This window comes from Parageobacillus thermantarcticus, assembly GCF_900111865.1.
GTDB lineage: Bacteria > Bacillota > Bacilli > Bacillales > Anoxybacillaceae > Parageobacillus > Parageobacillus thermantarcticus.
The window spans coordinates 1-20,419 of record NZ_FOJS01000044.1 but is presented as its reverse complement, the minus strand read 5'-3'; the positions used below and the strand labels follow the sequence as shown (position 1 = coordinate 20,419).

Below are 20,419 nucleotides of genomic sequence, written 5' to 3'. Positions count from 1 at the left end.
GAATAATGGAATCGCGGCAATCCATACAGAGGCCCCACATCGGCTCCGTGGCGAAAGCTTTTCCATTGATGCATGGCGGCCAGCAGGAAGAAGTGAATCAACTCGCGCAACGTAAAGGTTCGAGACGAATCACGATACCCAACCGCTTCGGCAATCAGTTGAATCTCTTCATCCGAAACAAGTTTTTGCATCAAATTCGGGAGTGTGGTATGCTTGTTCATAGAGAGCACCTCCTGGGTTTGTTTGTGTCGCTACTCACATTCTACAGGAAAGGTGCTCTTTTTTCTATACCCTTTGGATTTTATTGGATAATCAACACGCCTGACCGATCATATACTTAGCGAAAATGGCGAAAAGCAAAAACACCGACCGCCTGATTATGACTTGAAACATCATCAAAATAAACAGGACAAACATCGCGGAAAACAAAACTATAATAACGGTAACTTCGAAAAACCCCCAAAAACAAAAGGCAATCAACACGAAAAAAGAAATGGAAAATCGGCGATATTCATAAGCCGAGTACATCTACTCGGCTTTGCGAACGATATTATTCCGTTTTTTGAAAAGTAGATCCGGACAGTTGGCTTTGTGCTTGGGAAACGAGCCGCTTCGTAATTTCGCCACCGACGGAGCCGTTTGCCCGGGAAACTGTATTTGCCCCTAATTGCACGCCAAATTCTTGGGCGATTTCATATTTGATTTGTTCCAATGCCTGCTCGATTCCCGGAACAAGCAGTTTATTGCTTGATCTTGCCATTTATTTTCCTCCCTTATACATGAAATGTGTGCACTTTTAGTATGTGAAATTAAAGTGTTGATATAATGGAAATTAAATTCATTTTATTTAAATTTAGGTAATTAAAATTGGATTATTTTTGTGATGTGAAAGTTGGATCGAGAGAGAAGGACTTTTGATCAAATCCATTGCAAACCGAAACAGTGCTCTTCCTCATCCTATTTGCATGGTTAACGAAAAAAACGGAAATGATAATTATAATTGATAATCATATTATGAATGGACGTAAAGAGGTAGGAGTCGATGGTGGAATGGATAGAAAAAATGTCAGAGCAGGCAAGCAAAAGGATAAATAAAACGGGGATTACCGCATCGCTAGCGTCGATACCGTTAGTGATGACGTTTGGGAATTCAATGCTTATTCCGGTATTGCCGACGATGGAAAAACAGCTACATATTACGCCGTTTCAGTCAAGCTTATTAATTACCGTCTATTCGATTGTAGCGATTGTTTTTATTCCTATTGCTGGATATGCAAGCGATCGGATCGGGAGAAAAAAAGTGATTATTCCAAGCCTATTGCTAGCCGCTGTCGGAGGAGTTGTATCTGGCTGGGCGTCTTGGAAGATGGCAGATCCGTATGCGATGATCGTTGCCGGAAGGATGTTGCAAGGACTTGGGGCAGCAGGGGCTTTTCCAATTGTGCTTCCGCTTGTTGGCGACTTGTTTCCTGATGACAACGAAGCAAGTAGCTGTTTAGGGACGGTTGAAACAGCGAACACGTTTGGAAAAGTATTAAGCCCGATATTAGGGGCGATGCTTGCAAGCGTTGTTTGGTTTTTGCCGTTTTTTGCGTTTCCGTTGTTTTGCGCGATTTCCATCGCCATGATGTTCTTTTTTGTAAAAGTTCCAGCAAGAAAAGAGAAACCGCTCCCATTTCGTCAATTTGTGCGAAAGATAAAAGTCATTTTCCAGCGGGAAGGGCGGTGGCTATATGCGGTTTTTGCTGTCGGCGGCTTGTTGATGTTCGTTTTATTTGCGTTTCTGTTTTTCTTATCAAGTCGCCTTGAAGACGATTATGGCATCAACGGAATAAGAAAAGGATGGGTGCTCGCCATTCCGCTTGGTACACTTTGTGCCGCATCGTTTCTAGCCGGAAAGAAAATTGGCAAAAATAAAGTGTTAATGAAATGGGTGCTTGCCATTGGCGGTGTGTTTGCTGGCATGGCGATCATGGTTGTCAAGCTTTTCCCGACTCTTTGGTGGATGGTTGCTCTTTTTTCACTTGCCGGCATTGGCATTGGCGTGATGCTGCCATGTTTGGATGCGCTGATTACCGAAGGCATTGAAAAAAAGGAGCGGGGAACCGTGACCTCATTTTACAGTTCGCTAAGGTTTATCGGCGTCGCCGCGGGACCGCCTCTTGCCGCATTATTGATGAAAAGTGCGACATCGGCGCTCTTGTTTTTGCTGTCTGGGCTGTCTTTGTTGGGCAGCATTATTGTGTGGATACTGATCAAACCGGAAACGGATTGAATTGGTCGCGGACGATTGCGTCTCCTTCGTTTGATGACGCGAAATTTTATGTATGAAATCTACAATGGTGGCTCCATTTTTTTGATGGATGAATAAGCTAAACGAAGCGGAAGAAAAATAAGAAAAACGGAAAAAGGGGATAGATGTGAACAACACTTCATTTCCTGTCGCCCATTTGCAAGAGAAAGCGCTAAAGCAAGTGAGAGATTTAGAAAAACATTTGCGTGAGGAAACGGGAGAAGAAATCGTGCTAGTTGCCTACAAACGCGAAACAACTGCACAGGAGGGAAATAAGTAATGAAACGAAAAGTAAAATTTAATGCGGCGAAAAACAACAATAAGACGCCGACGGAAAGCTTGCCGGATGCTGAATTTGCCGCGCAGTTTGCAGGAGAAGAAGACATGATCCGCGGGGCGAACCGCAATTCGCAAAAAGGGCGCCAAGGAGACGGACAATGAAGCAGGGGAAAGGAGAAAAAACAAAGCGCCCAACAGATCAAGCGCATGAGGAAATGGCGTTTGAATTTGGCGATTTTAACGCCCACCAGCCGTTTCAGCTAATGGAAGAGCGGAAACAACAGAAAAAGCAAAAGAAAAAGTAGGGAATTATCCCTACTTTTTTATTGTGACCGTCGAAAAGGACGACAGCGGTGCGGAAAAAATTTTTGTTTGCAATTGGACGGGATCAAAATAAGCGATCATCGCCGTCGGGATCCGACGCACTTCTTTTGTTTTCATATAATGGCCGATGTCCAATTCGATAATTTCCATGACCGTATGTTTAAATAATTCTTTTTCGTTCAGCTTGAGCGATGCGAATTCACTGCCTAATCGTTCTGGATGTTCAAGCAATTCGTGGTAAAGCGAAGACCGGAGCGATTTGTCCGTTTTTTCCTCCCACCACGGTTTGCGCGGTTTATGTTTTTGGTTGCGCAAATAGTCATATTTCATTAACGCTTCGATGATCGGGAGTTCCTCTAGTTTTTTTGTTTGTAAAAATTCGTACAGGCGGCGGAACAAGTCTTCAAGCTGATGGCCGATTTTCGCCCAGCCGCGTTCGTCCCAGTATGTGCCGAATTCTTGGAAGAAGTCAAACGGAGTCGGAAAGACGTTTGTTACCAAATATTCGATCGTTTCATCCATCCGATGTGCATTCCAATATTTCTCGAGCACATCTTCCACTTGTTTGATCCGGACGATATCATCAAAAGAAAGCACGTTATTTTTCAGTACTTCATACGGAGCATGGTCCATAAATACATAGCCGTAATCTTTCGCACGAAGGCGGAGGCCAGTGCCGCGCAGCAATTTTAAAAAGCCAAGCTGCAGTTCTTCCGGGCGGAGCGCGAACACGTCGTTAAACGTTTTTCGGAATGATGCATAGTCTTCTTCCGGAAGCCCGGCGATTAAATCGAGGTGCTGGGCGATTTTTCCGCCTTCTTTCACCATCATTACGGTGCGCGTTAATTTTTCGAAATTTTGCTTGCGCATGACAAGCCGGTTGACTTCATCGTTCGTCGACTGCACGCCGATTTCGAAACGGAACAGTCCTGGCGGCGCTTCTTTATTTAAAAACTCGATGACTTCTGGACGCATGATGTCAGCCGTAATTTCAAATTGAAATACCGTTCCCGGAACATGTTCATCAATCAGAAATTGAAACATATCCATCGCGTAGCTGCGGCTGATGTTAAACGTGCGGTCGACGAATTTAATCGTGCGCGCCCCATGTTTCATTAAATAGCGGATATCCTCTTTAATTTTTTCGCGGTCGAAATAGCGGACTCCGACTTCGATCGATGATAAGCAAAATTGACAGCTGAACGGACAGCCGCGGCTCGTTTCGATATACGTAATTCGCTTTGGTAAATGCGGAATGTCTTCTGGAAAGCGAAACGGCGAAGGCATGTCCGCTAAGCGAATTTTGTTTCGCTGCGGATTAATAATGATCTCTCCATCTTCACGAAACGCAAGGCCGTGGACATTGTGAAAGTTTTTGTTTCCGTAAAATTCCATTAACAGCTGTTTAAACGTTTCTTCCCCTTCACCGATAACGATGAAATCAAATTCGGGCACGGTTTCCATCCATTCGCGCACGTCATAGGATACTTCCGGACCGCCGACGACAATCGCGATGTCAGGAGCAATTTTTTTCAACATTTTTATTACTTTGATAGTTTCTTCGATATTCCAAATATAGCAGCTAAATCCAATGATGTCCGGCTTTCTTCGGTAAAGATCGGTTACGATGTTTATCGCTGGATCTTTAATCGTATATTCGACAAGCTTTATATCAAATTCTGGCTGGGCGTATGCCTTTAAGTAGCGGATTGCTAAATTTGTATGAATATATTTGGCGTTTAATGTGGTGCAAATGATGTTCATCAGAACAAACCCCTTTACAAGAGCATAGAAAAACAACATTTTAATATAACATATTTTGGATAAAAAGAAAAGAAGAAAAACTTGTCGAACATTGAAAAAATTTATTTTCATGGAATTTTTAGAATAATTAGAAGGAGTAAAATTTTTGGCAGAGAATATATAATAATTTGATATGGTTTGGAGAAGGAGGGATAAAAAATGAACAATAGCCTTTCTCCCCATGAAGAACAAAACTTGATGGTGGATGTAAAATTGTTAGAAGAAGAAAATAAACGGTTAAAAGAGCAGTTAAATGGCTATTCGATTATTTTTGAACGTTCTCTAGATGCGATTGTCATTTTTAATAAAAGCGGCGAATTTGTTGATGTGAATGAAGCGGCATGCCAATTGTTCGAAATGGAAAAACGAGAATTAATTGGTAAGAAACTGACGATGTTCCTTGACTTAGTCCCTCCGGATATTTTGATGTTTCAGCAATCGATGTTACATAAATTTGGCTCATTTAGCGATGAGCTGCTGATCAAGTTAAGGAACGGAAAAGTGAAACATATTGAGTTTTCGATGAAAAAAGATGCGTTTAACGAATTCGATGTAGTCATTATGCGCGATATTTCGGCACACAAAGCGCTCGAGCGAGAGCGAATCATTCATGAGTTTCTCTTTAAGGACGTATTTAACCGCGCGGTAGATGGCATTGTCATTTTCGACGAGTTTGGCCGGTTTATTGATGTGAATCCCGCTTTTTGCATGAGTTTAAACTTAGAAAAAACAAAGCTGTTAAACTTATCATTTCAGCAATTTATCGCCAAGGAATGCGTCGATGATTTTGTCCGCCTTCTTGCCGAGCTTAAAGAAAAAGGAACAGCAAAAGGTGAATTGTCGCTCGTCCGTTTTGACGGTACGGTAAAAATGTTTGAGCTTACCACAACGTCCAACGTATATAGCGGTTTTTACATGGCGATTATGCGGGATGTCACTGACCGAAAAAATATGGAAATAAAGCTACAAAAAAGCGAAGAAAGATTTCGCGCCATTTTTGAACAAGCACATGAGGCGATTTTGATTTGGGATGATCGAGGATATATTTTAAACGCGAATCGCGCCGCAAGCCGGACGTTTGAACTGCCGCTTAATTTGCTTGTTCGGAAAAATTTGCTTGATTTCCTTGATCGCGGCGATGAAAAAGTGAAGCGCGTATTTGCGAAATTTCGCAAAATGGGGGAAATACGCGATGAATTAACGTTCCACATGCCAAACGGAGAAGATAAGCAGCTTGAGTTTACGATGAAGCAAGGGGCGATTGATGGCTATCATTTGACGATTTTCCGCAACGTTACGGAACGGAGAAAAATGGAAAAAGAGCTGCGCGAGAGCGAGCAAAAATTCCGCAGCATCTTTGACCATGCCATGAACGGAATATTATTATGGGGGGAAGGGTATCGCATTTTAGATGTGAACCCGATCGCTTGCGAAATTTTCCAAGCAACGAAAGAACAGTTGCTTCATCGTCCGATTACGGCGTTTATACCGGAAAAAGTGCGAAAACATTTCGATAAATTAATTCAGCAATGTGATCGTTTCGGAGAATCGTATGCCGAGATGGATTTTTCAAACGATGAGAAGCAAAAAATCGTAGAGTTTGCGCTAAAAAAGGAAATTATCCCGGGTGTAGGGATGATTATGTTGCGCGACATTACCGAAAGGAAAGAATTGGAGCTGCAGCTAAGAAAATCGGATACGCTTAACGTTGTCGGGGAACTTGCCGCGGGCATCGCCCATGAAATTCGCAATCCGATGACGGCGCTAAAAGGATTTATTCAATTATTGCAAGGAAGCATTAAAGAAGACTATTCCATGTACTTTAATGTGATTATGTCTGAACTGAAGCGGATCGAATCGATCATTACCGAGTTTCTCGTTCTTGCTAAGCCGCAGGCGATTCAATATCAACAAAATGATGTATGCAAAATCATGCAAGACACGATCGATTTAATCAGCGCCCAAGCGATGATGCATAACGTGCAAATTGTCGCTGATTTCGCGCTACATATTCCGTTCATTTACTGCGAACCGAATCAATTAAAACAAGTGTTTATTAATATATTGAAAAATGCAATTGAAGTGATGCCAAAAGGCGGAGAAGTGACTGTGCGAATTGGCCAGCTTGATGACAGTCATATCCGCATTTCCATTACAGACCAAGGTTGCGGTATTCCGCAAGATAAAATCAAAAAGCTTGGCGAACCGTTTTATACAACGAAAGAACGCGGCACTGGACTTGGATTGATGGTCAGCTATAAAATTATTGAAGAACATCAAGGAAAAATCGACGTCGAAAGTGAAGTTGGCGTCGGCACGACGTTCCATATCACACTTCCGATTGAACGAGTGGAGAGAGAGGTAGAACATGAAACAGGAATACAACGTGTATAAATCAGAGCTGCTTGGCCCCATTTATATCGTATCCGACGGGGATGCGATCGTAAGCGTCCAACTTTTTGAGGAAGAGTGGCTGCGGCACTGCCAACAATATGAAATGATCAAAAGCAATTCTTCTTTATTAGAAAGCGCCGTACAACAGCTTGATGAATATTTTCACGGCAAGCGCCAAACATTTCACTTGCCGTTGAAATGGAAGGGAACGAAATTTCAAGAGCAAGTATGGCAGGCGCTTTGTGAAATTCCGTACGGGACGATGGTCAGTTATAGCGATATTGCCGAAAAAATCGGGCGTCCAAAAGCGGTGAGAGCGGTCGGACAGGCAAACCGGGCAAATGAGCTGGCCATTTTTGTTCCGTGCCACCGTGTGATAGGAAAAAATGGCTCGCTTACGGGATATGCTGGCAGCCGCATTGATGCCAAGGCACTGCTGCTTGAGCTTGAGCAAAGGTATAGTATATAAAAAACTAGAAGCAGTGGCCCGCTTCTAGTTTTTTGTGCGCATGAATATGGCACCATGGATTTTATTGTGCAACAGCAAACGCAAACAAACATTTCTATTTTTTTTGCATATGCGATAATGCAAGCGCCCCGACTAAAATGGCCCCTTTAATAATGTCTTGCGCGTAATACGGGACATTCATCATCGTCAGCCCGTTAAGAAGAACCCCCATTAAAATCGAGCCAAACAGCGTACCGATGACGTTCGGCTTTCCGGCCCCAAATACGGAAAAGCCGATATAAGCGGCAGCGACGCCGTCCATTAAAAACGAGGCTCCGGCCGATACTTGTCCCGTCCCAATGCGGGAAGCAAGGACAATTCCGCCGAGCGCCGCAAAAAAGCCGCTGATGACGTACGCATATGTGCGATAGCGGTTGACAGGAATGCCCGAGAGCCGCGCTGCCTCGCGATTTTCCCCTGTCATATAAAACAATCTTCCCGGTTTGGTATATGTCAAAAATAAATGGGTGGCAATGACGACCACTAGCATTAATAAAACAGAAAACGGGATGCCCAATACTTCTCCTTGACCAATAAATAAAAAGGAAGGAATAAATTTGCCAGGCGCTGTTCCCCCGTCAGGAAGCGGCATGTCGTTGTAAATGGAAAATCCTTTCGTATACGTCAGCTGCACGCCGTTAATCGCGTACATCGTCGCCAATGTTGCCAGTAAATCCGGCAATTTTAATTTCACAATTAATAACGAGTTTAATAATCCGACAGCGATTCCTAGCAACAGCGGGACAAGCAATGTCACAAGAATTTCTTGGCGGTATAATACGAGCGCCGCTGCGCTGGCGATCGTCGCCAGGCTGACGGTCGAACCGACGGATAAATCAAATCCATCGACAATCAGGGAAAACGTAATGCCAATCGCAACAAGTGTGACGATGGAAATAGACCGTAAAATATCGCTGAAATTTTCGTATGTGAAAAACCGGTCGAGAGTAATGCCAAAATAAGCAATAACAACGAGAATAGCCAGCAGTGTACCATGCTTATATAAAAATTCAAGAAGAGACGGCATTTGCTTTTTCTTGGCGATCGAAACGGACGGTTGCGCCATCTAAATCACCTCCGCTGCAGTAATAAATCAGTTGTTCGTATGTGATATCACGCGCGGAAACACGTTTGACAAGCTGACCGTCAACCATGATATAGATCGTGTCAGCGATATCGAGCAGTTCTTGAAATTCACTTGTTAAATATAAAACCGCTTTTCCTTCATCCGCGAGGGAGCGGATGATCGAAAATACTTCTTGTTTCGCGTTAACATCAATTCCTTTTGTCGGTTCGTCAAAGATGAACACGCGGGCATCGGTTTTTAACCATTTCCCGATAACGACTTTTTGCTGGTTGCCGCCGCTTAGCTGTTTAACAGCCGCTTGCGGAAAAGGCGGATGAATTTGTAATGCCTCCACTAACTGTTGCGCAGTTTGTGTTTCTTTCTTCCGCAGCACCCATTGCCACTTTGTTAATGATGATAATAGCCGGACGGTAAGATTCGTGCGGACCGTTTCATCTAAGAAAAGCCCTTGTTTTCTCCGTTCTTCCGGAATAAGGCAAATTCCGGCCGCAATTGCTTCTTTTGGCGAGGAGAACGTATAGCGTTTTCCATCGATCCACCATTCTCCGGCCGTTTTTGTATGGGAAATGAGGCTTTCGGCGAGTTCGGTTTTCCCAGCTCCGACAAGCCCGGCAATGCCGGCGATTTCTCCTTTATGAATTTGCAAATCGACGGTTGTGTTTGTTTTCGCGATGTGCAGCTGCTTCACTTTAAAAAGAACGTCCTCGCTGTATGCGCGTGCTTCTTTTTGCACGGTTGTATAAGGGCGGCCAACCATATAGTGAATCATTTCTTCAAGTGAAAGGGCGGAAACATCGCCATGGTGAACGACGTTTCCGTCACGCAAAATGGTGACGCGGTCGCAGATTTCTTTTACCTCTTTCAGTTTGTGAGAAATATAAATGAACGAAACTCCTTGTGTTTTTAAATCGCTGATAATCGCAAACAGCCGCTTTGTTTCTGTTTCGCTGAGCGCGGCGGTCGGCTCATCTAAAATAATATATCGGGCTGATGAGGAAAGCACTTTTGCTAAAACGATAAGCTGTTTTTCATGCAAGGTGCATTCGCGGATAAGCTTGTTCAGCGAAATCGACAGGCCGACTCGGCGCAAAAGCTCTGCGGCCCGCTGTTTTTGCTGTTTCCATGAAAGAATCGGCTTTTGTTTTGTCGCTACGATCTCATCAGCGGCAATATTTTCATAGACGCTCAGCGATGGAAACAGGGCGGTATCAACTTCTTGGACAACTAAACCAATGCCTGCCTTTTTGGCATCAGCAGGCGAGGAAAACCGATATTCTTTTCCATCGATGGCAATCGTGCCATTATCAGGGGAAAGAACGCCGGCTAAAATCTTCATCAATGTGCTTTTTCCAGCGCCATTCATCCCTAAAAGGGCGTGAACTTCCCCTTGCCGGACATCGAAGTTCACGCCGTTTAATACGTTGACAGTGCCAAACGATTTATAAATATTGTTCATATAAAGGCCGTTCATTTGTTTTTCACCTGTGCTTCCAATGTTTTCATCCAAGGGGAAATGGCAACGTTGGATTGCCCCCAGCCGGAAATGTATTGATGAAGGTCTTTCATCGACACTTGTTGGTCAGGTAAATCGGATCGTTTGACTAAATGCGGTTCTAATGAATAAATGTTTGGCGTTTTTTCCCCAGCAATTTTTTGATAAGCAAAGCGGACTTGGACGCGCCCGTCTTCCGCTGGATCTGTTGCTGTTGTGGCGACCCATGGGCTGTTTGGCTTTTGCATCATTTGCAAATCTTCATCGCTTAAATCGATGCCGTATACTTTTATTTCATTGCGCCCGGCTTGCTCGATCGCACGTGTTGCCCCTTTGGCAAATTCGTCCCAAGTCGCAAAGACCGCATCAATATCGCCTTTATTCGGAAATTTTTTCAAAATCGCTTCCATTTGCGTTTGTGTGTCTAAAGCAGTATTGGCGCTGGCCGTACCGAATTTTGCCACTTCTTTGATGTTCGGATAGCGTTTTTTAAACGCATCGTAAATCACATGGCGCCGTTCCATCGGTGTAAATCCGCCAACCCAAATGGTGACGATGTTTCCTTCACCATTTAAGTCTTCGGCCAACGTTTTTAACGTCTTCCAGGCAAGGCTATAGTCATCTTGGTCAATCACTGTTACGCCCGGGACATTTAAATCATTGTCGAATGCGACAACCGGAATGCCTTTGGCGACTGCTTTTTTCACCGGAGCTTCCAGCGCATCCGCGCGCCCGTGATCTAACAGAATCGCATCAACGTTTTGCGTAATGGCCGTTTCGACATAGGAAGCCATTTTCGTTAAGTCGTTATCCGCATTGTAAATTTGCACTTCACCGCCAAACTTTTGCACTTGTTCTTTAACGCCGGCGATATACTGAGAAGAAAATGTGCCGATCGACATTTGCATAATGGCGGCAATTTTTATCGGTTTCTTTAATTTTTCAGGAATATCTGCTTGTTCGGTTGTTGCTCCTGTTGTTTCGCTTGTTTTCTCAGATGCGCTGTTTTCTTGTTTGGCTGGTTTTGAACTGACGGCATCTTGTTCGTTCAAGCAGCCGCTAAGGATGACGAGAATGGAAAAAAGCAGTGCAAATAAATAGTGAAACCTAAATTGCTTCATGATGTTCCCCCTTTGCGAATAGTGCTGGCAGTTCTGTTTCATAATTGCCACGGATGATTCCTTTTTCCGTAATAATGGCGGTGATGAGATGGTGCGGCGTTACGTCGAACGCTGGATTATAAACGTTTACGCCTTCTGGAGCGATTCGCGTTCCGCCGATATGTGTCACTTCTTCAGGATTGCGTTCTTCAATCGGAATATCTTCCCCTGTTTTTGTCGCTAAATCGATCGTCGACAGCGGCGCAGCTACGTAAAATGGAATGCCGAACGCTTTGGCCAGCAAGGCAAGGCCAAACGTGCCGATTTTATTGGCGGTATCGCCGTTAGCGGCAATGCGGTCGGCGCCGACAATGACAGCGGTAATGTTTTTCGCTTTGATCGTCTGTGCCGCCATATTGTCGGTAATAAGCGTCACATCTATACCGGCCTGCATTAATTCCCATGTCGTCAATCTGGCCCCTTGCAGGACAGGACGTGTTTCCGACGCATAAACATGAAGATGGATTCCTTTTTCTTTTGCCAAATAAAACGGTGCGAGCGCAGTGCCATAGCGGGCGGTTGCGATCGAGCCGGCGTTGCAAATGGTCAAAATGCGGTCGCCGTTTTGAAATAAGGAAAGCGCGTGCTCTCCAATGCGCCGGCATATGTCTTCATCTTCAATTTGAATGCGGATCGCTTCATGGATGAGCGTCGTTTTTGCTTCATTAACAGAGAAAGCATGGGCGATGCTGGAAACGAGCCGGTCTAACGCCCAAAACAAGTTCACTGCGGTTGGACGAGAGCTTGCCAAGTAGTCGCGGTCTTTTCGCACATGCTCTTTAAACGTTTCCAGTGATTCTGTTTCATATCGCTGTGCGGCAAGAGCGAGGCCGTAAGCAGCCGTAATGCCGATCGCAGGCGCGCCGCGCACCTTTAACGTGGCGATTGCCTCCCATACATCCTTAATGTCTTTTAATTGCAAATATTCCGTTACTAACGGTAGCTTTTGTTGATTTAAAATTGTAATATGAGTGTCGTTCCATTCCACAGAGCGCGGGATTGCGAATGGTTCTGCCATTATGGTTCTTCCTTTCATTGTGTTAATTCGTTGCTGCAAGCACTGTTTGTGCGAAAAGAGAACGGATTTCTTTGGTGCTAGATAATGTTTCACGTTGCAAAATGAGGCTTCTGCCAAGGCGAAGGGCATGGCGTTTTGCTTGCAAGCGCTCTTCTTTATCTTCAATGCCGTCAAGGTCGGCAACATGCGCCAAGCCAATCGTGCGGCGGATGACTTCACATCCAGCAAAGCCGATCGCATCGATAAACACATAGTGCAGCACTTCTTCCAATAATCCTTCCGTTTTAGCGTACGGCTCGACATTGTGGCTGTGCCAAAGATCGGAAAAGACGCTCACAAACACATTCCAAGTTTTGTCAATATGGGCGAATAGCGGTTCCTGTTGTTGCTCTGGGCGGGACAGAGCGTTTAATAGCAAGTTTGCAAAAAATTGCCCGATGTCAAAGCCGAATGGGCCGTAAAACGCAAACTCTGGATCAATGATTTTCGTTTCTTCATCGCTTGCAAAAATGCTGCCGGTATGCAGGTCTCCATGGATGAGCGCATCTCCTCCGGTTAAAAACTTGTGTTTTAATTTGGCGACTTCCAAGTGGAGTTTATCATCGTCCCAAAGCGCTTTAACGTCATTGCGCAGCTCATCTTCAAAATTGTTCGTCTCATGATCAAAAAACGGATCGGTAAAGACAAGATCCTCGGTAATTTTGCATAATTCCGGATTCACAAAGCTTTGTGCCAATTGTTTTTTCTCTTGTTGATTCATGCCAAAGTCGGAAGTGTAAAATAACGTTTTGGCGATAAATTCTCCGATATGCTGTGACAGGAGCGGATACGTTTTTCCTTCAATCAATCCTTTGCGGGCGATTTGCAAATGGGACAAATCTTCCATCACAGTAATAGCTAAAGATTCATCGGAATAATATACTTTTGGCACATATTGTGGCACATAGCTCGCAAATGTGCGCAGCGCATTGCTTTCAATAACAGAGCGTTTCAATGTGAGCGGCCAGCTTTCACCGACTACTTTTGCGTACGGGAGCGCTTGTTTTATAATAATTCCTTTTTTTGTTTGCTGATCGACAACGCGAAAAACAAGATTTAAGTTGCCGTCGCCAATTTCGCGGCAGGCCAGCGGAGTTCCTTCTGGAAAAAGCCCAAGGCGGATTGCAAGCGCAATTGCTCCTTGTTCCGTTAATGGTTCATAAACCGTTGGATGAGAAACTGGCATAATATAAAACTCTCCCTTCATGTAAATTAAAAAGCCTCTTTCTGCGTAGAAAGAGGCTTGAAGATTCCATATCTTCGCACCTCTTATCTTTCAGAAAGAACGAGTCTTTCTGTTGGACTTAGCACCGTGCCCTGCGGAAGTAACGAACTTCCGGCGCCAAAACGTGCGCCCTATCTCACGATAGTATTACGGTCGGTTGCTGGGCTTCATTGGGCCAATTCCCTCAGCCAACTCTTGATAAGAGTATGCCGCAATATTCAGTTTGCAATTTTCGTTATGTTAGCAATTTTTGATGTTTTTACGTTTGATACGAATCATACATGGTTATGAAACGATTTGTCAACACTTTTTTGCAAATTTTTTTCGGCGGCGATGTAATCATCGATGCGCCGGTCTGCAAAAATCGGGATTTGTTTTCGCACTTCGTTTACTTTTGCAAGGTCGATTTGCGCCGTTAATGTACAAGGCTGCTCGCTTGCTTCTGCGACGATTTCCCCCCATGGATCAATCACCAGCGAATGGCCGGCAAAGACGTTGTTTGGATCGCTTCCGGCGCGGTTGCATGCGATGACATAGCACTGATTTTCAATCGCGCGCGCTGCAAGCAGCGTGCGCCAATGGGAAAGGCGAGGAAGCGGCCATTCGGCGACGACAAATAACACTTCCGCCCCTTGGACCATATGGGCGCGAATCCATTCCGGAAAGCGGATGTCGTAACAAATGACGCCAGCGCACCGAGCATTTTCTAATGTGAACAATCCCATTTTTTCCCCTGATTGCAAGTAAAGATGCTCATTCATCAGCTGAAATAAATGGAGCTTGCTATATTCGCCAACGATGGCGCCGTTTCGGTCGGCAATGTACATTGTATTAGTGACGCCATTTGCTGTTTTTTTAGCAACAGACCCGGCAACGATATTGACATGATGTGTTTTCGCTAATTTCTGAATGAACGCTTTTGTGCGTGTGCCGTCCTCATCGGCAATTTCATCAAGGCGGGTTAAATCATAACCGGTCGTCCATAATTCAGGAAGAACGATCATATCTGGACGATCTTTTGCAATTTTTTCTATCTCTTTTTCCACTCGCTGTTCGTTTTCTGCGGGATTGCCAAAGGCGATATCCAGCTGAAGACAAGCAATTTTCACCGTCATCGGCATTCACCTCGAAAAAATTTACTTTACATTTTGATTTTTACGATATATGATTTTTCACTAGAATTTCAAGAAATTTTTGAGAAGGTGTTTATGATGAAACAGTTTCCTCCATCCGAGTTATTGCAGAGCCTGCCAAAGCAGTTTTTTGCTTCGCTTGTCAATAAAGTGGCGAAAAAAATGGCGGAGGGGCATGATATCATCAATTTAGGGCAAGGCAACCCCGATCAGCCGACTCCTCCGCATATTGTTGCGGCGATGCAAAAGGCGGTGGCAAACCCGAAATATCACAAATATTCGCCGTTTCAAGGATATTCTTTTTTGAAGCGCGCGGTTGCTGCGTTTTATGAGCGCGAATACGGCGTTACTGTTGATCCGGAAAAAGAAGTGGCGATTTTGTTTGGCGGGAAGGCAGGGCTTGTCGAGATTCCGCAATGCCTGGTTAATCCGGGGGATATTGTGCTCGTGCCTGACCCGGGATATCCGGATTATTGGTCGGGGATCGCACTCGCACGTGCCAAAATGGCGATGATGCCGCTGCGCGCGGAAAACGAGTTTTTGCCTGATTATGAGGAAATTCCTGAAAATGTTGCGGAAAAAGCAAAAATAATGTTTTTGAACTATCCGAATAACCCGACTGGGGCGGTTGCTTCGCAGGAGTTTTTTGAAGAAACGGTGTCGTTTGCCGCTAAATACGGAATTTGTGTCGTCCATGATTTTGCTTACGGTGCGATTGGTTTTGACGGAAGAAAACCGGTTAGCTTTCTCCAAGCGGAGGGAGCAAAAGAAATTGGTGTGGAAATTTATACGTTCTCCAAAACATATAATATGGCGGGCTGGCGCGTGGCATTTGCCGTTGGAAATGAAAGCGTGATTGCGGCGATTAATTTATTGCAAGACCATTTATATGTGAGCTTGTTTGGCGCCATTCAAGAAGCGGCAGCGACCGCTCTTCTTTCCTCGCAACGTTGTGTCGAAGAGCTTGTCGCCTTGTATGAAGCGCGGCGCAATACGCTCATTGACGCGTTGCGGCAAATCGGCTGGGATGTTACTGCTCCGAAAGGTTCGTTTTTTGCGTGGCTGCCGGTGCCGCACGGTTGGACATCGGAACGTTTTTCCGATTATTTGCTCGAAAAAGCGCATGTTGTTGTCGCGCCGGGAATCGGATTTGGCGGGCATGGGGAAGGATATGTGCGCGCCGGATTATTGACAAGTGAAGCCCGTTTGCAAGAAGCGGCGGACCGGATTGCGAAGCTTGGCCTTTTTTAAAAATGGCAAAAAAATGATTGACAACGAAAAAAAATGCTGTCATAATTCAAATTAAATTTACGAGCGCGAATAGTTGGAAAGTTTGGAAAGTGAATAGGACACAGACATTCTTATCAAGAGCAGGCGGAGGGACAAGCCCAATGAAGCCCGGCAACCGGCTTAACCATGGTTAAGCACGGTGCTAATTCTTGCAGCGGAAACGCTGAGAGATAAGAAGAGTGTGAATAAATAAAAGCCTCTTCTTAAAGAGGCTTTTTTGATGGACGAAAAGAGGGATGACAATGAGTAAAGTGATTGCTACATATCTGATTCACGATGAAAAAGATATTGAAAAAAAAGCAGAAGGAATTGCGCTCGGCTTAACGGTCGGCACATGGACCGATTTGCCGCAGCTTGAACGCGAGCAATTGCGCAAACATAAAGGGGAAGTCGTCCATATACAAGTGCTGGAAGACAGTGAACGGACAAATCGTTACTTTGGAAAACGGCTGAAGCGCGCGATCGTGCAAATCGCTTATCCAACGGCCAATTTCAGCGCTGATATTCCGGCGCTTTTGACAACCGTATTCGGCAAGTTGTCGTTGGACGGAGAAGTAAGATTGCTAGATATAACATTTTCCAATGAATGGAAAAAACAGTTTCCTGGCCCCCGGTTTGGCATCGATGGGATTCGCCAAAAAGTGGATGTATATGACCGCCCGCTTTTGATGAGCATTTTTAAAGGTGTGATCGGCCGCGATATCGCTTATTTAACTGAGCAGCTGAAGCAGCAGGCGCTTGGCGGGGTCGATCTTGTCAAAGATGATGAAATCTTGTTTGACAGTGATTTGCTGCCGTTTGAAAAGCGGATTACAGCGGGAAAAGCAGTGTTAAACGAAGTGTACGAGAAGACGGGGAAACGGACGTTATACGCGGTTAACTTGACCGGAAAAACGTTTGAGCTGAAAGAAAAAGCAAAACGCGCGGTGGAGCTGGGCGCTGACATATTGCTGTTCAACGTATTTGCCTATGGTTTAGATGTGCTCCAAGGATTGCGCGAAGATAAGGAGATTGCGATTCCGATCATGGCGCACCCGGCATTCAGCGGGGCCCTGACCCCATCGGAGTTTTACGGAATAAAAGCATCATTGCTGCTCGGAAAATTGCTGCGTCTTGCCGGAGCCGATTTTGTGCTTTTCCCGTCGCCGTACGGAAGCGTTGCCCTTGATAAAGAAGAGGCGCTTAGTATCGCCGCGGCGCTGACGGACGAGAAGGAACCGTTTAAACGGTCGTTTCCGGTTCCGTCGGCAGGCATTCATCCAGGGCTTGTGCCGTTATTGTTCCGCGATTTTGGCAGAGACAGCATTGTCAATGCGGGAGGCGGCATACACGGCCATCCAGACGGAGCGGAGGGCGGCGGCAAAGCGTTCCGCGCTGCGATCGCTGCTGTTCTCGCCGACAAATCGCTTCACGAAGCGGCGCGCGAAAATGACGCATTGCGAAAAGCGATTGACTTATGGGGTGCAATAGAGGTGACATCATGATAAAACCGACAAAACCAATCATATTTTGTGATTTTGATGGGACGATAACAGACAATGACAACATTATCGCAATTATGAAACGGTTTGCGCCGCCGGAATGGGAAACGTTAAAAGATGATATATTATCGCAGCGCATTTCGGTCCAAGAAGGGGTTGGCGCGATGTTTTCCCTTCTGCCATCAAGTTGGAAAGAAGACATTACTGATTTCATTTTGCAAAACGCCCGCATCCGCGATGGTTTCCGCGAATTTGTCACGTTTACGAAGGAGCGCGGCATTCCGCTATATATCGTCAGCGGTGGCATCGACTTTTTTGTCTACCCGCTTTTAGAAGGGCTTGTTGAAAAAGAGCGCATCTTTTGCAATGGCTCTGATTTCAGTGGAGAAACCATCCGCATCACATGGCCGCATTCATGTGATGACGAGTGCCAAAACGGCTGCGGCTGCTGCAAGCCATCGATAATGCGCAAGTTGGCAAAATCGGGTTCTTTTCGTATCGTCATCGGCGATTCGATCACCGATTTAGCGGTGGCGAAGCTGGCGGATCACGTGATCGCCCGTGACTTTCTGTTGCAAAAATGTCAAGAATTACATATTCCACATACGCCGTTTGCGACGTTTTTCGATGTTATTCGTGTTTTGGAGGCGATGGAGGTGAAAGCATGAGTTTGCTCGCGAAGCGATGGAAGGAGCTTGCCGAGGTAAAAGCGGAATTGGCAGGGCGCGATTGGTTTTTGGCCACAAGCGGCAATTTGTCCATTAAAGTGACCGATGACCCGCTCACTTTTTTAGTGACGGCAAGCGGCAAAGATAAGCGAAAGCAAACAGACGAGGATTTTTTGCTTGTCGATGCTTCCGGGAATCCGGTGGAAAAAACGCAGTTAAAGCCGTCCGCCGAAACGCTTTTGCATGTGGAAATTTACAAGAGAACAAACGCGGGCTGCAGCCTCCACGTCCATACGGTCGACAATAACGTCATTTCCGAATTGTATGGAGATGATGGAGAAGTTGTCTTTTCCCATCAAGAAATTATCAAAGCGTTTGGGATTTGGGAAGAAGATGCGGCCATCCGCATTCCGATTATTCGAAACTATGCGCATATTCCGACGCTTGCGCAAGAATTTGCCAAGCATGTTAACGGCGATGCTGGCGCGGTATTGATCCGCAACCATGGCATTACCGTATGGGGAAAAGACGCATTTGAAGCGAAAAAGTTTTTGGAAGCGTGGGAGTTTTTGTTTAGCTATCATGTGAAGCTGCTGCTTCTCAAGGGAGCAAAGGCATTTGCTTAACCTTTTTCCATATAAAATCATATTATTTAAGGAGGATGAAACAATGCCGGTAATTCGTTTTCATGAAACAAATGAAAGAATTACAGATTTTGAACAAGTAGTACAATTTTTGAATGGGCAAGGAGTTATTTACGAAAAGTGGGATATTAACAAACTTCCAGAGCATTTGCGCGAAAAATATTTGCTTACGGACGAGGAGAAAAACGAAATTTTAGAAACGTATAAAGAAGAAATTGCCGATATTTCCGCGCGTCGCGGCTATAAAGCGCAAGACGTCATTTCTTTATCGGAAGATACGCCGAATTTGGATCAGCTTTTGGAAAACTTTAAACGCGAACATCACCATACCGATGACGAAGTTCGCTTTATCGTAAGCGGCCACGGCGTTTTCGCCATTCAAGGAAAAGATGGAAAGTTTTTTGATGTTGAACTGGAGCCGGGCGATCTTATTTCCGTTCCGGAAAAAACGCGCCATTATTTCACGCTGCAAGAAGACCGCCGCGTCGTTGCGATTCGCATTTTTGTTACGACAGAAGGATGGGTGCCGATTTACGAAAAAGAAGAAGCCAACGCTCAATAAACGACGATCCCCTCTTTTCCTTTAAAGGAAAGAGGGGATTTTTTTAATAATAACGAAATTCTCAATTAAATTAACAGGACAAGATTTTTGTCGCTTTTCTGACGAAACTTTGTGATAAATATCTATAAGCGTACTAAAATGATTCTATTAAAAAAATCATAAACAATATTCCGACAATAAAGGAATACGTGGACGTGCGCTCATTTCCATCCCCATGGCTTTCCGGAATGAGCTCTTTGTAAATAATAAACAACATCGCACCTGCGGCAAACGCAAGACCGTATGGAACGAGTTGACGAAAGATGGATGTTAAATAAAACCCAAGCAGTGATGTCACGATTTCAACTGCTCCCGTAAGTGTAGCGATCATAAACGACTTCCATCTTCCAAGCTGTTGATGAATTAAAAAAAGGGCGACTAAAAATCCTTCCGGAGCGTTTTGTAATCCGATGGCTAGTGCGATCAAATTGCCTGTTTCTGATACGTTGGAAGCATAGCTGACCCCAACCGACAATCCTTCGGGAATGTTATGCAAAGTAATTGCCGCAATGATAAGCATTGCTTTTTCGTCAAACTGAATTCCTTTTTTCGTATGTTCTAAATCAATATGCGGAACAGTCATTTCCAAAATCGTTAAAATAAGGACGCCAAAAAATAACCCGATCGTTAAAGCGAAAAAACCGCCTGCCTGCCACGAGTGTTGATTATCCAAAATTATACATACGCCTTCCATAAATTTGGGCATACTCAAACAAAGCAGCGGCCATCCCGGATTTCCAATCGAGAGGAAGCTGCCCAGAGAAAAAACGGCGAACGAACGAAATGAAGGAAAGAGAGACGTTCGTCTGTTTTTTGGTTTGATCATACAGCCATCGCAGCAACACATACGCGATGAACGCCGCAAACAGTTGGTTGTATACCGCATTTTCCGTCGTGCCAAACAAGGTCGGGACATTCAGATATTGCTTCACCCAACGGAAAAAGACCTCAACAGTCCAACGTTGTTGGTACATGTCGGC

At 44.9% G+C, this 20,419-nt stretch carries 20 protein-coding genes, 2 pseudogenes and 2 riboswitches; of the genes and pseudogenes, 11 read left to right on the top strand and 11 right to left on the bottom strand.

Features of this window, described 5'->3' with window-relative positions; genetic code table 11:
• Positions 1-221: pseudogene (locus BM278_RS15050) on the bottom strand (IS4 family transposase); the annotation flags it as partial.
• Between the two features lie 329 nt (positions 222-550).
• Entirely contained in the window at positions 551-760 is a 210-nt protein-coding gene (locus BM278_RS15040; RefSeq protein WP_090951326.1) for an alpha/beta-type small acid-soluble spore protein, read from the bottom strand.
• 285 nt (positions 761-1,045) lie between these two features.
• Here BM278_RS15040 and BM278_RS15035 point away from each other — a divergent pair, with 285 nt between their 5' ends.
• From BM278_RS15035 to BM278_RS18860, 4 genes are all read left to right on the top strand, one after another.
• Positions 1,046-2,275 (top strand): MFS transporter, encoded by a 1,230-nt coding sequence (locus BM278_RS15035; RefSeq protein WP_090951336.1) that lies wholly within the window; start codon positions 1,046-1,048, stop codon positions 2,273-2,275.
• Positions 2,276-2,420: 145 nt separating this feature from the next.
• Entirely contained in the window at positions 2,421-2,573 is a 153-nt protein-coding gene (locus BM278_RS18870; RefSeq protein WP_167359653.1) for a hypothetical protein, read from the top strand.
• A complete protein-coding gene (locus BM278_RS18865; RefSeq protein ID WP_090951323.1) occupies positions 2,573-2,734 on the top strand; it encodes a hypothetical protein in 162 nt (53 codons plus the stop codon). Before BM278_RS18870 ends, BM278_RS18865 begins: the two co-directional genes overlap by 1 nt.
• On the top strand, positions 2,731-2,877 hold the full coding sequence (locus tag BM278_RS18860; protein WP_167359652.1) for a hypothetical protein: 147 nt from the start codon (positions 2,731-2,733) through the stop codon (positions 2,875-2,877). Before BM278_RS18865 ends, BM278_RS18860 begins: the two co-directional genes overlap by 4 nt.
• A 10-nt stretch (positions 2,878-2,887) precedes the next feature.
• Here BM278_RS18860 and BM278_RS15025 read toward each other — a convergent pair whose 3' ends face one another.
• Positions 2,888-4,660 (bottom strand): B12-binding domain-containing radical SAM protein, encoded by a 1,773-nt coding sequence (locus BM278_RS15025; protein ID WP_090951319.1) that lies wholly within the window; start codon positions 4,658-4,660, stop codon positions 2,888-2,890.
• A 198-nt stretch (positions 4,661-4,858) separates the two neighbouring features.
• Between BM278_RS15025 and BM278_RS15020 the strand changes: the two genes are divergently transcribed.
• Together BM278_RS15020 and BM278_RS15015 are read left to right on the top strand one after the other, a co-directional pair.
• Entirely contained in the window at positions 4,859-7,093 is a 2,235-nt protein-coding gene (locus tag BM278_RS15020) for a PAS domain-containing sensor histidine kinase (protein WP_090951316.1), read from the top strand.
• Positions 7,068-7,562: a methylated-DNA--[protein]-cysteine S-methyltransferase gene (locus BM278_RS15015; protein ID WP_090951313.1), complete on the top strand. Its 495-nt coding sequence runs from the start codon at positions 7,068-7,070 to the stop codon at positions 7,560-7,562. Before BM278_RS15020 ends, BM278_RS15015 begins: the two co-directional genes overlap by 26 nt.
• A gap of 94 nt (positions 7,563-7,656) precedes the next feature.
• On the opposite strand, the gene BM278_RS15010 is transcribed toward BM278_RS15015, so the two are convergent.
• The 6 genes from BM278_RS15010 to BM278_RS14985 form a co-directional block, all read right to left on the bottom strand.
• Complete coding sequence (locus BM278_RS15010; RefSeq protein ID WP_003252164.1) at positions 7,657-8,667, bottom strand: ABC transporter permease; 1,011 nt, start codon at positions 8,665-8,667, stop codon at positions 7,657-7,659.
• Positions 8,612-10,159: a sugar ABC transporter ATP-binding protein gene (locus BM278_RS15005; protein ID WP_090951310.1), complete on the bottom strand. Its 1,548-nt coding sequence runs from the start codon at positions 10,157-10,159 to the stop codon at positions 8,612-8,614. Before BM278_RS15005 ends, BM278_RS15010 begins: the two co-directional genes overlap by 56 nt.
• Positions 10,156-11,301 (bottom strand): sugar ABC transporter substrate-binding protein, encoded by a 1,146-nt coding sequence (locus tag BM278_RS15000; protein ID WP_090951307.1) that lies wholly within the window; start codon positions 11,299-11,301, stop codon positions 10,156-10,158. The genes BM278_RS15005 and BM278_RS15000 overlap by 4 nt, the downstream gene beginning before the upstream one ends.
• Entirely contained in the window at positions 11,288-12,358 is a 1,071-nt protein-coding gene (gene mtnA / locus BM278_RS14995) for an S-methyl-5-thioribose-1-phosphate isomerase (RefSeq protein WP_090951302.1), read from the bottom strand. Before mtnA ends, BM278_RS15000 begins: the two co-directional genes overlap by 14 nt.
• A gap of 22 nt (positions 12,359-12,380) precedes the next feature.
• Positions 12,381-13,583, bottom strand: coding sequence for an S-methyl-5-thioribose kinase (gene mtnK / locus BM278_RS14990; RefSeq protein ID WP_090951332.1), 1,203 nt, complete (start codon positions 13,581-13,583; stop codon positions 12,381-12,383).
• A gap of 80 nt (positions 13,584-13,663) precedes the next feature.
• A riboswitch (SAM riboswitch) is annotated at positions 13,664-13,827 on the bottom strand.
• Between the two features lie 70 nt (positions 13,828-13,897).
• On the bottom strand, positions 13,898-14,737 hold the full coding sequence (locus BM278_RS14985; RefSeq protein WP_090951299.1) for a carbon-nitrogen family hydrolase: 840 nt from the start codon (positions 14,735-14,737) through the stop codon (positions 13,898-13,900).
• Positions 14,738-14,833: 96 nt separating this feature from the next.
• Between BM278_RS14985 and BM278_RS14980 the strand changes: the two genes are divergently transcribed.
• From BM278_RS14980 to BM278_RS14960, 5 genes are all read left to right on the top strand, one after another.
• Positions 14,834-16,006 carry a pyridoxal phosphate-dependent aminotransferase gene (locus BM278_RS14980; RefSeq protein ID WP_090951296.1) on the top strand — a complete coding sequence of 391 codons (1,173 nt, stop codon included), beginning with the start codon at positions 14,834-14,836 and terminating at the stop codon, positions 16,004-16,006.
• Positions 16,007-16,113: 107 nt separating this feature from the next.
• A riboswitch (SAM riboswitch) is annotated at positions 16,114-16,222 on the top strand.
• A 65-nt stretch (positions 16,223-16,287) separates the two neighbouring features.
• Complete coding sequence (gene mtnW, locus BM278_RS14975) at positions 16,288-17,529, top strand: 2,3-diketo-5-methylthiopentyl-1-phosphate enolase (protein ID WP_090951291.1); 1,242 nt, start codon at positions 16,288-16,290, stop codon at positions 17,527-17,529.
• The gene (gene mtnX, locus BM278_RS14970; protein ID WP_090951287.1) at positions 17,526-18,194 is read left to right on the top strand and encodes a 2-hydroxy-3-keto-5-methylthiopentenyl-1-phosphate phosphatase; all 669 of its coding nucleotides are present in this window, start codon (positions 17,526-17,528) and stop codon (positions 18,192-18,194) included. Before mtnW ends, mtnX begins: the two co-directional genes overlap by 4 nt.
• Positions 18,191-18,820, top strand: coding sequence for a methylthioribulose 1-phosphate dehydratase (locus BM278_RS14965; protein ID WP_090951284.1), 630 nt, complete (start codon positions 18,191-18,193; stop codon positions 18,818-18,820). The genes mtnX and BM278_RS14965 overlap by 4 nt, the downstream gene beginning before the upstream one ends.
• Before the next feature lie 43 nt (positions 18,821-18,863).
• Positions 18,864-19,400, top strand: a complete 537-nt coding sequence (locus tag BM278_RS14960) for a 1,2-dihydroxy-3-keto-5-methylthiopentene dioxygenase (RefSeq protein WP_090951281.1) — start codon at positions 18,864-18,866, stop codon at positions 19,398-19,400.
• 133 nt (positions 19,401-19,533) lie between these two features.
• On the opposite strand, the pseudogene BM278_RS14955 reads toward BM278_RS14960, so the two are convergent.
• Positions 19,534-20,091, bottom strand: a pseudogene (locus BM278_RS14955) (ZIP family metal transporter); the annotation flags it as partial.
• Between the two features lie 13 nt (positions 20,092-20,104).
• The coding region (locus BM278_RS14950; protein ID WP_143093460.1) for a transposase at positions 20,105-20,419 on the bottom strand (315 nt) is incomplete at its 5' end.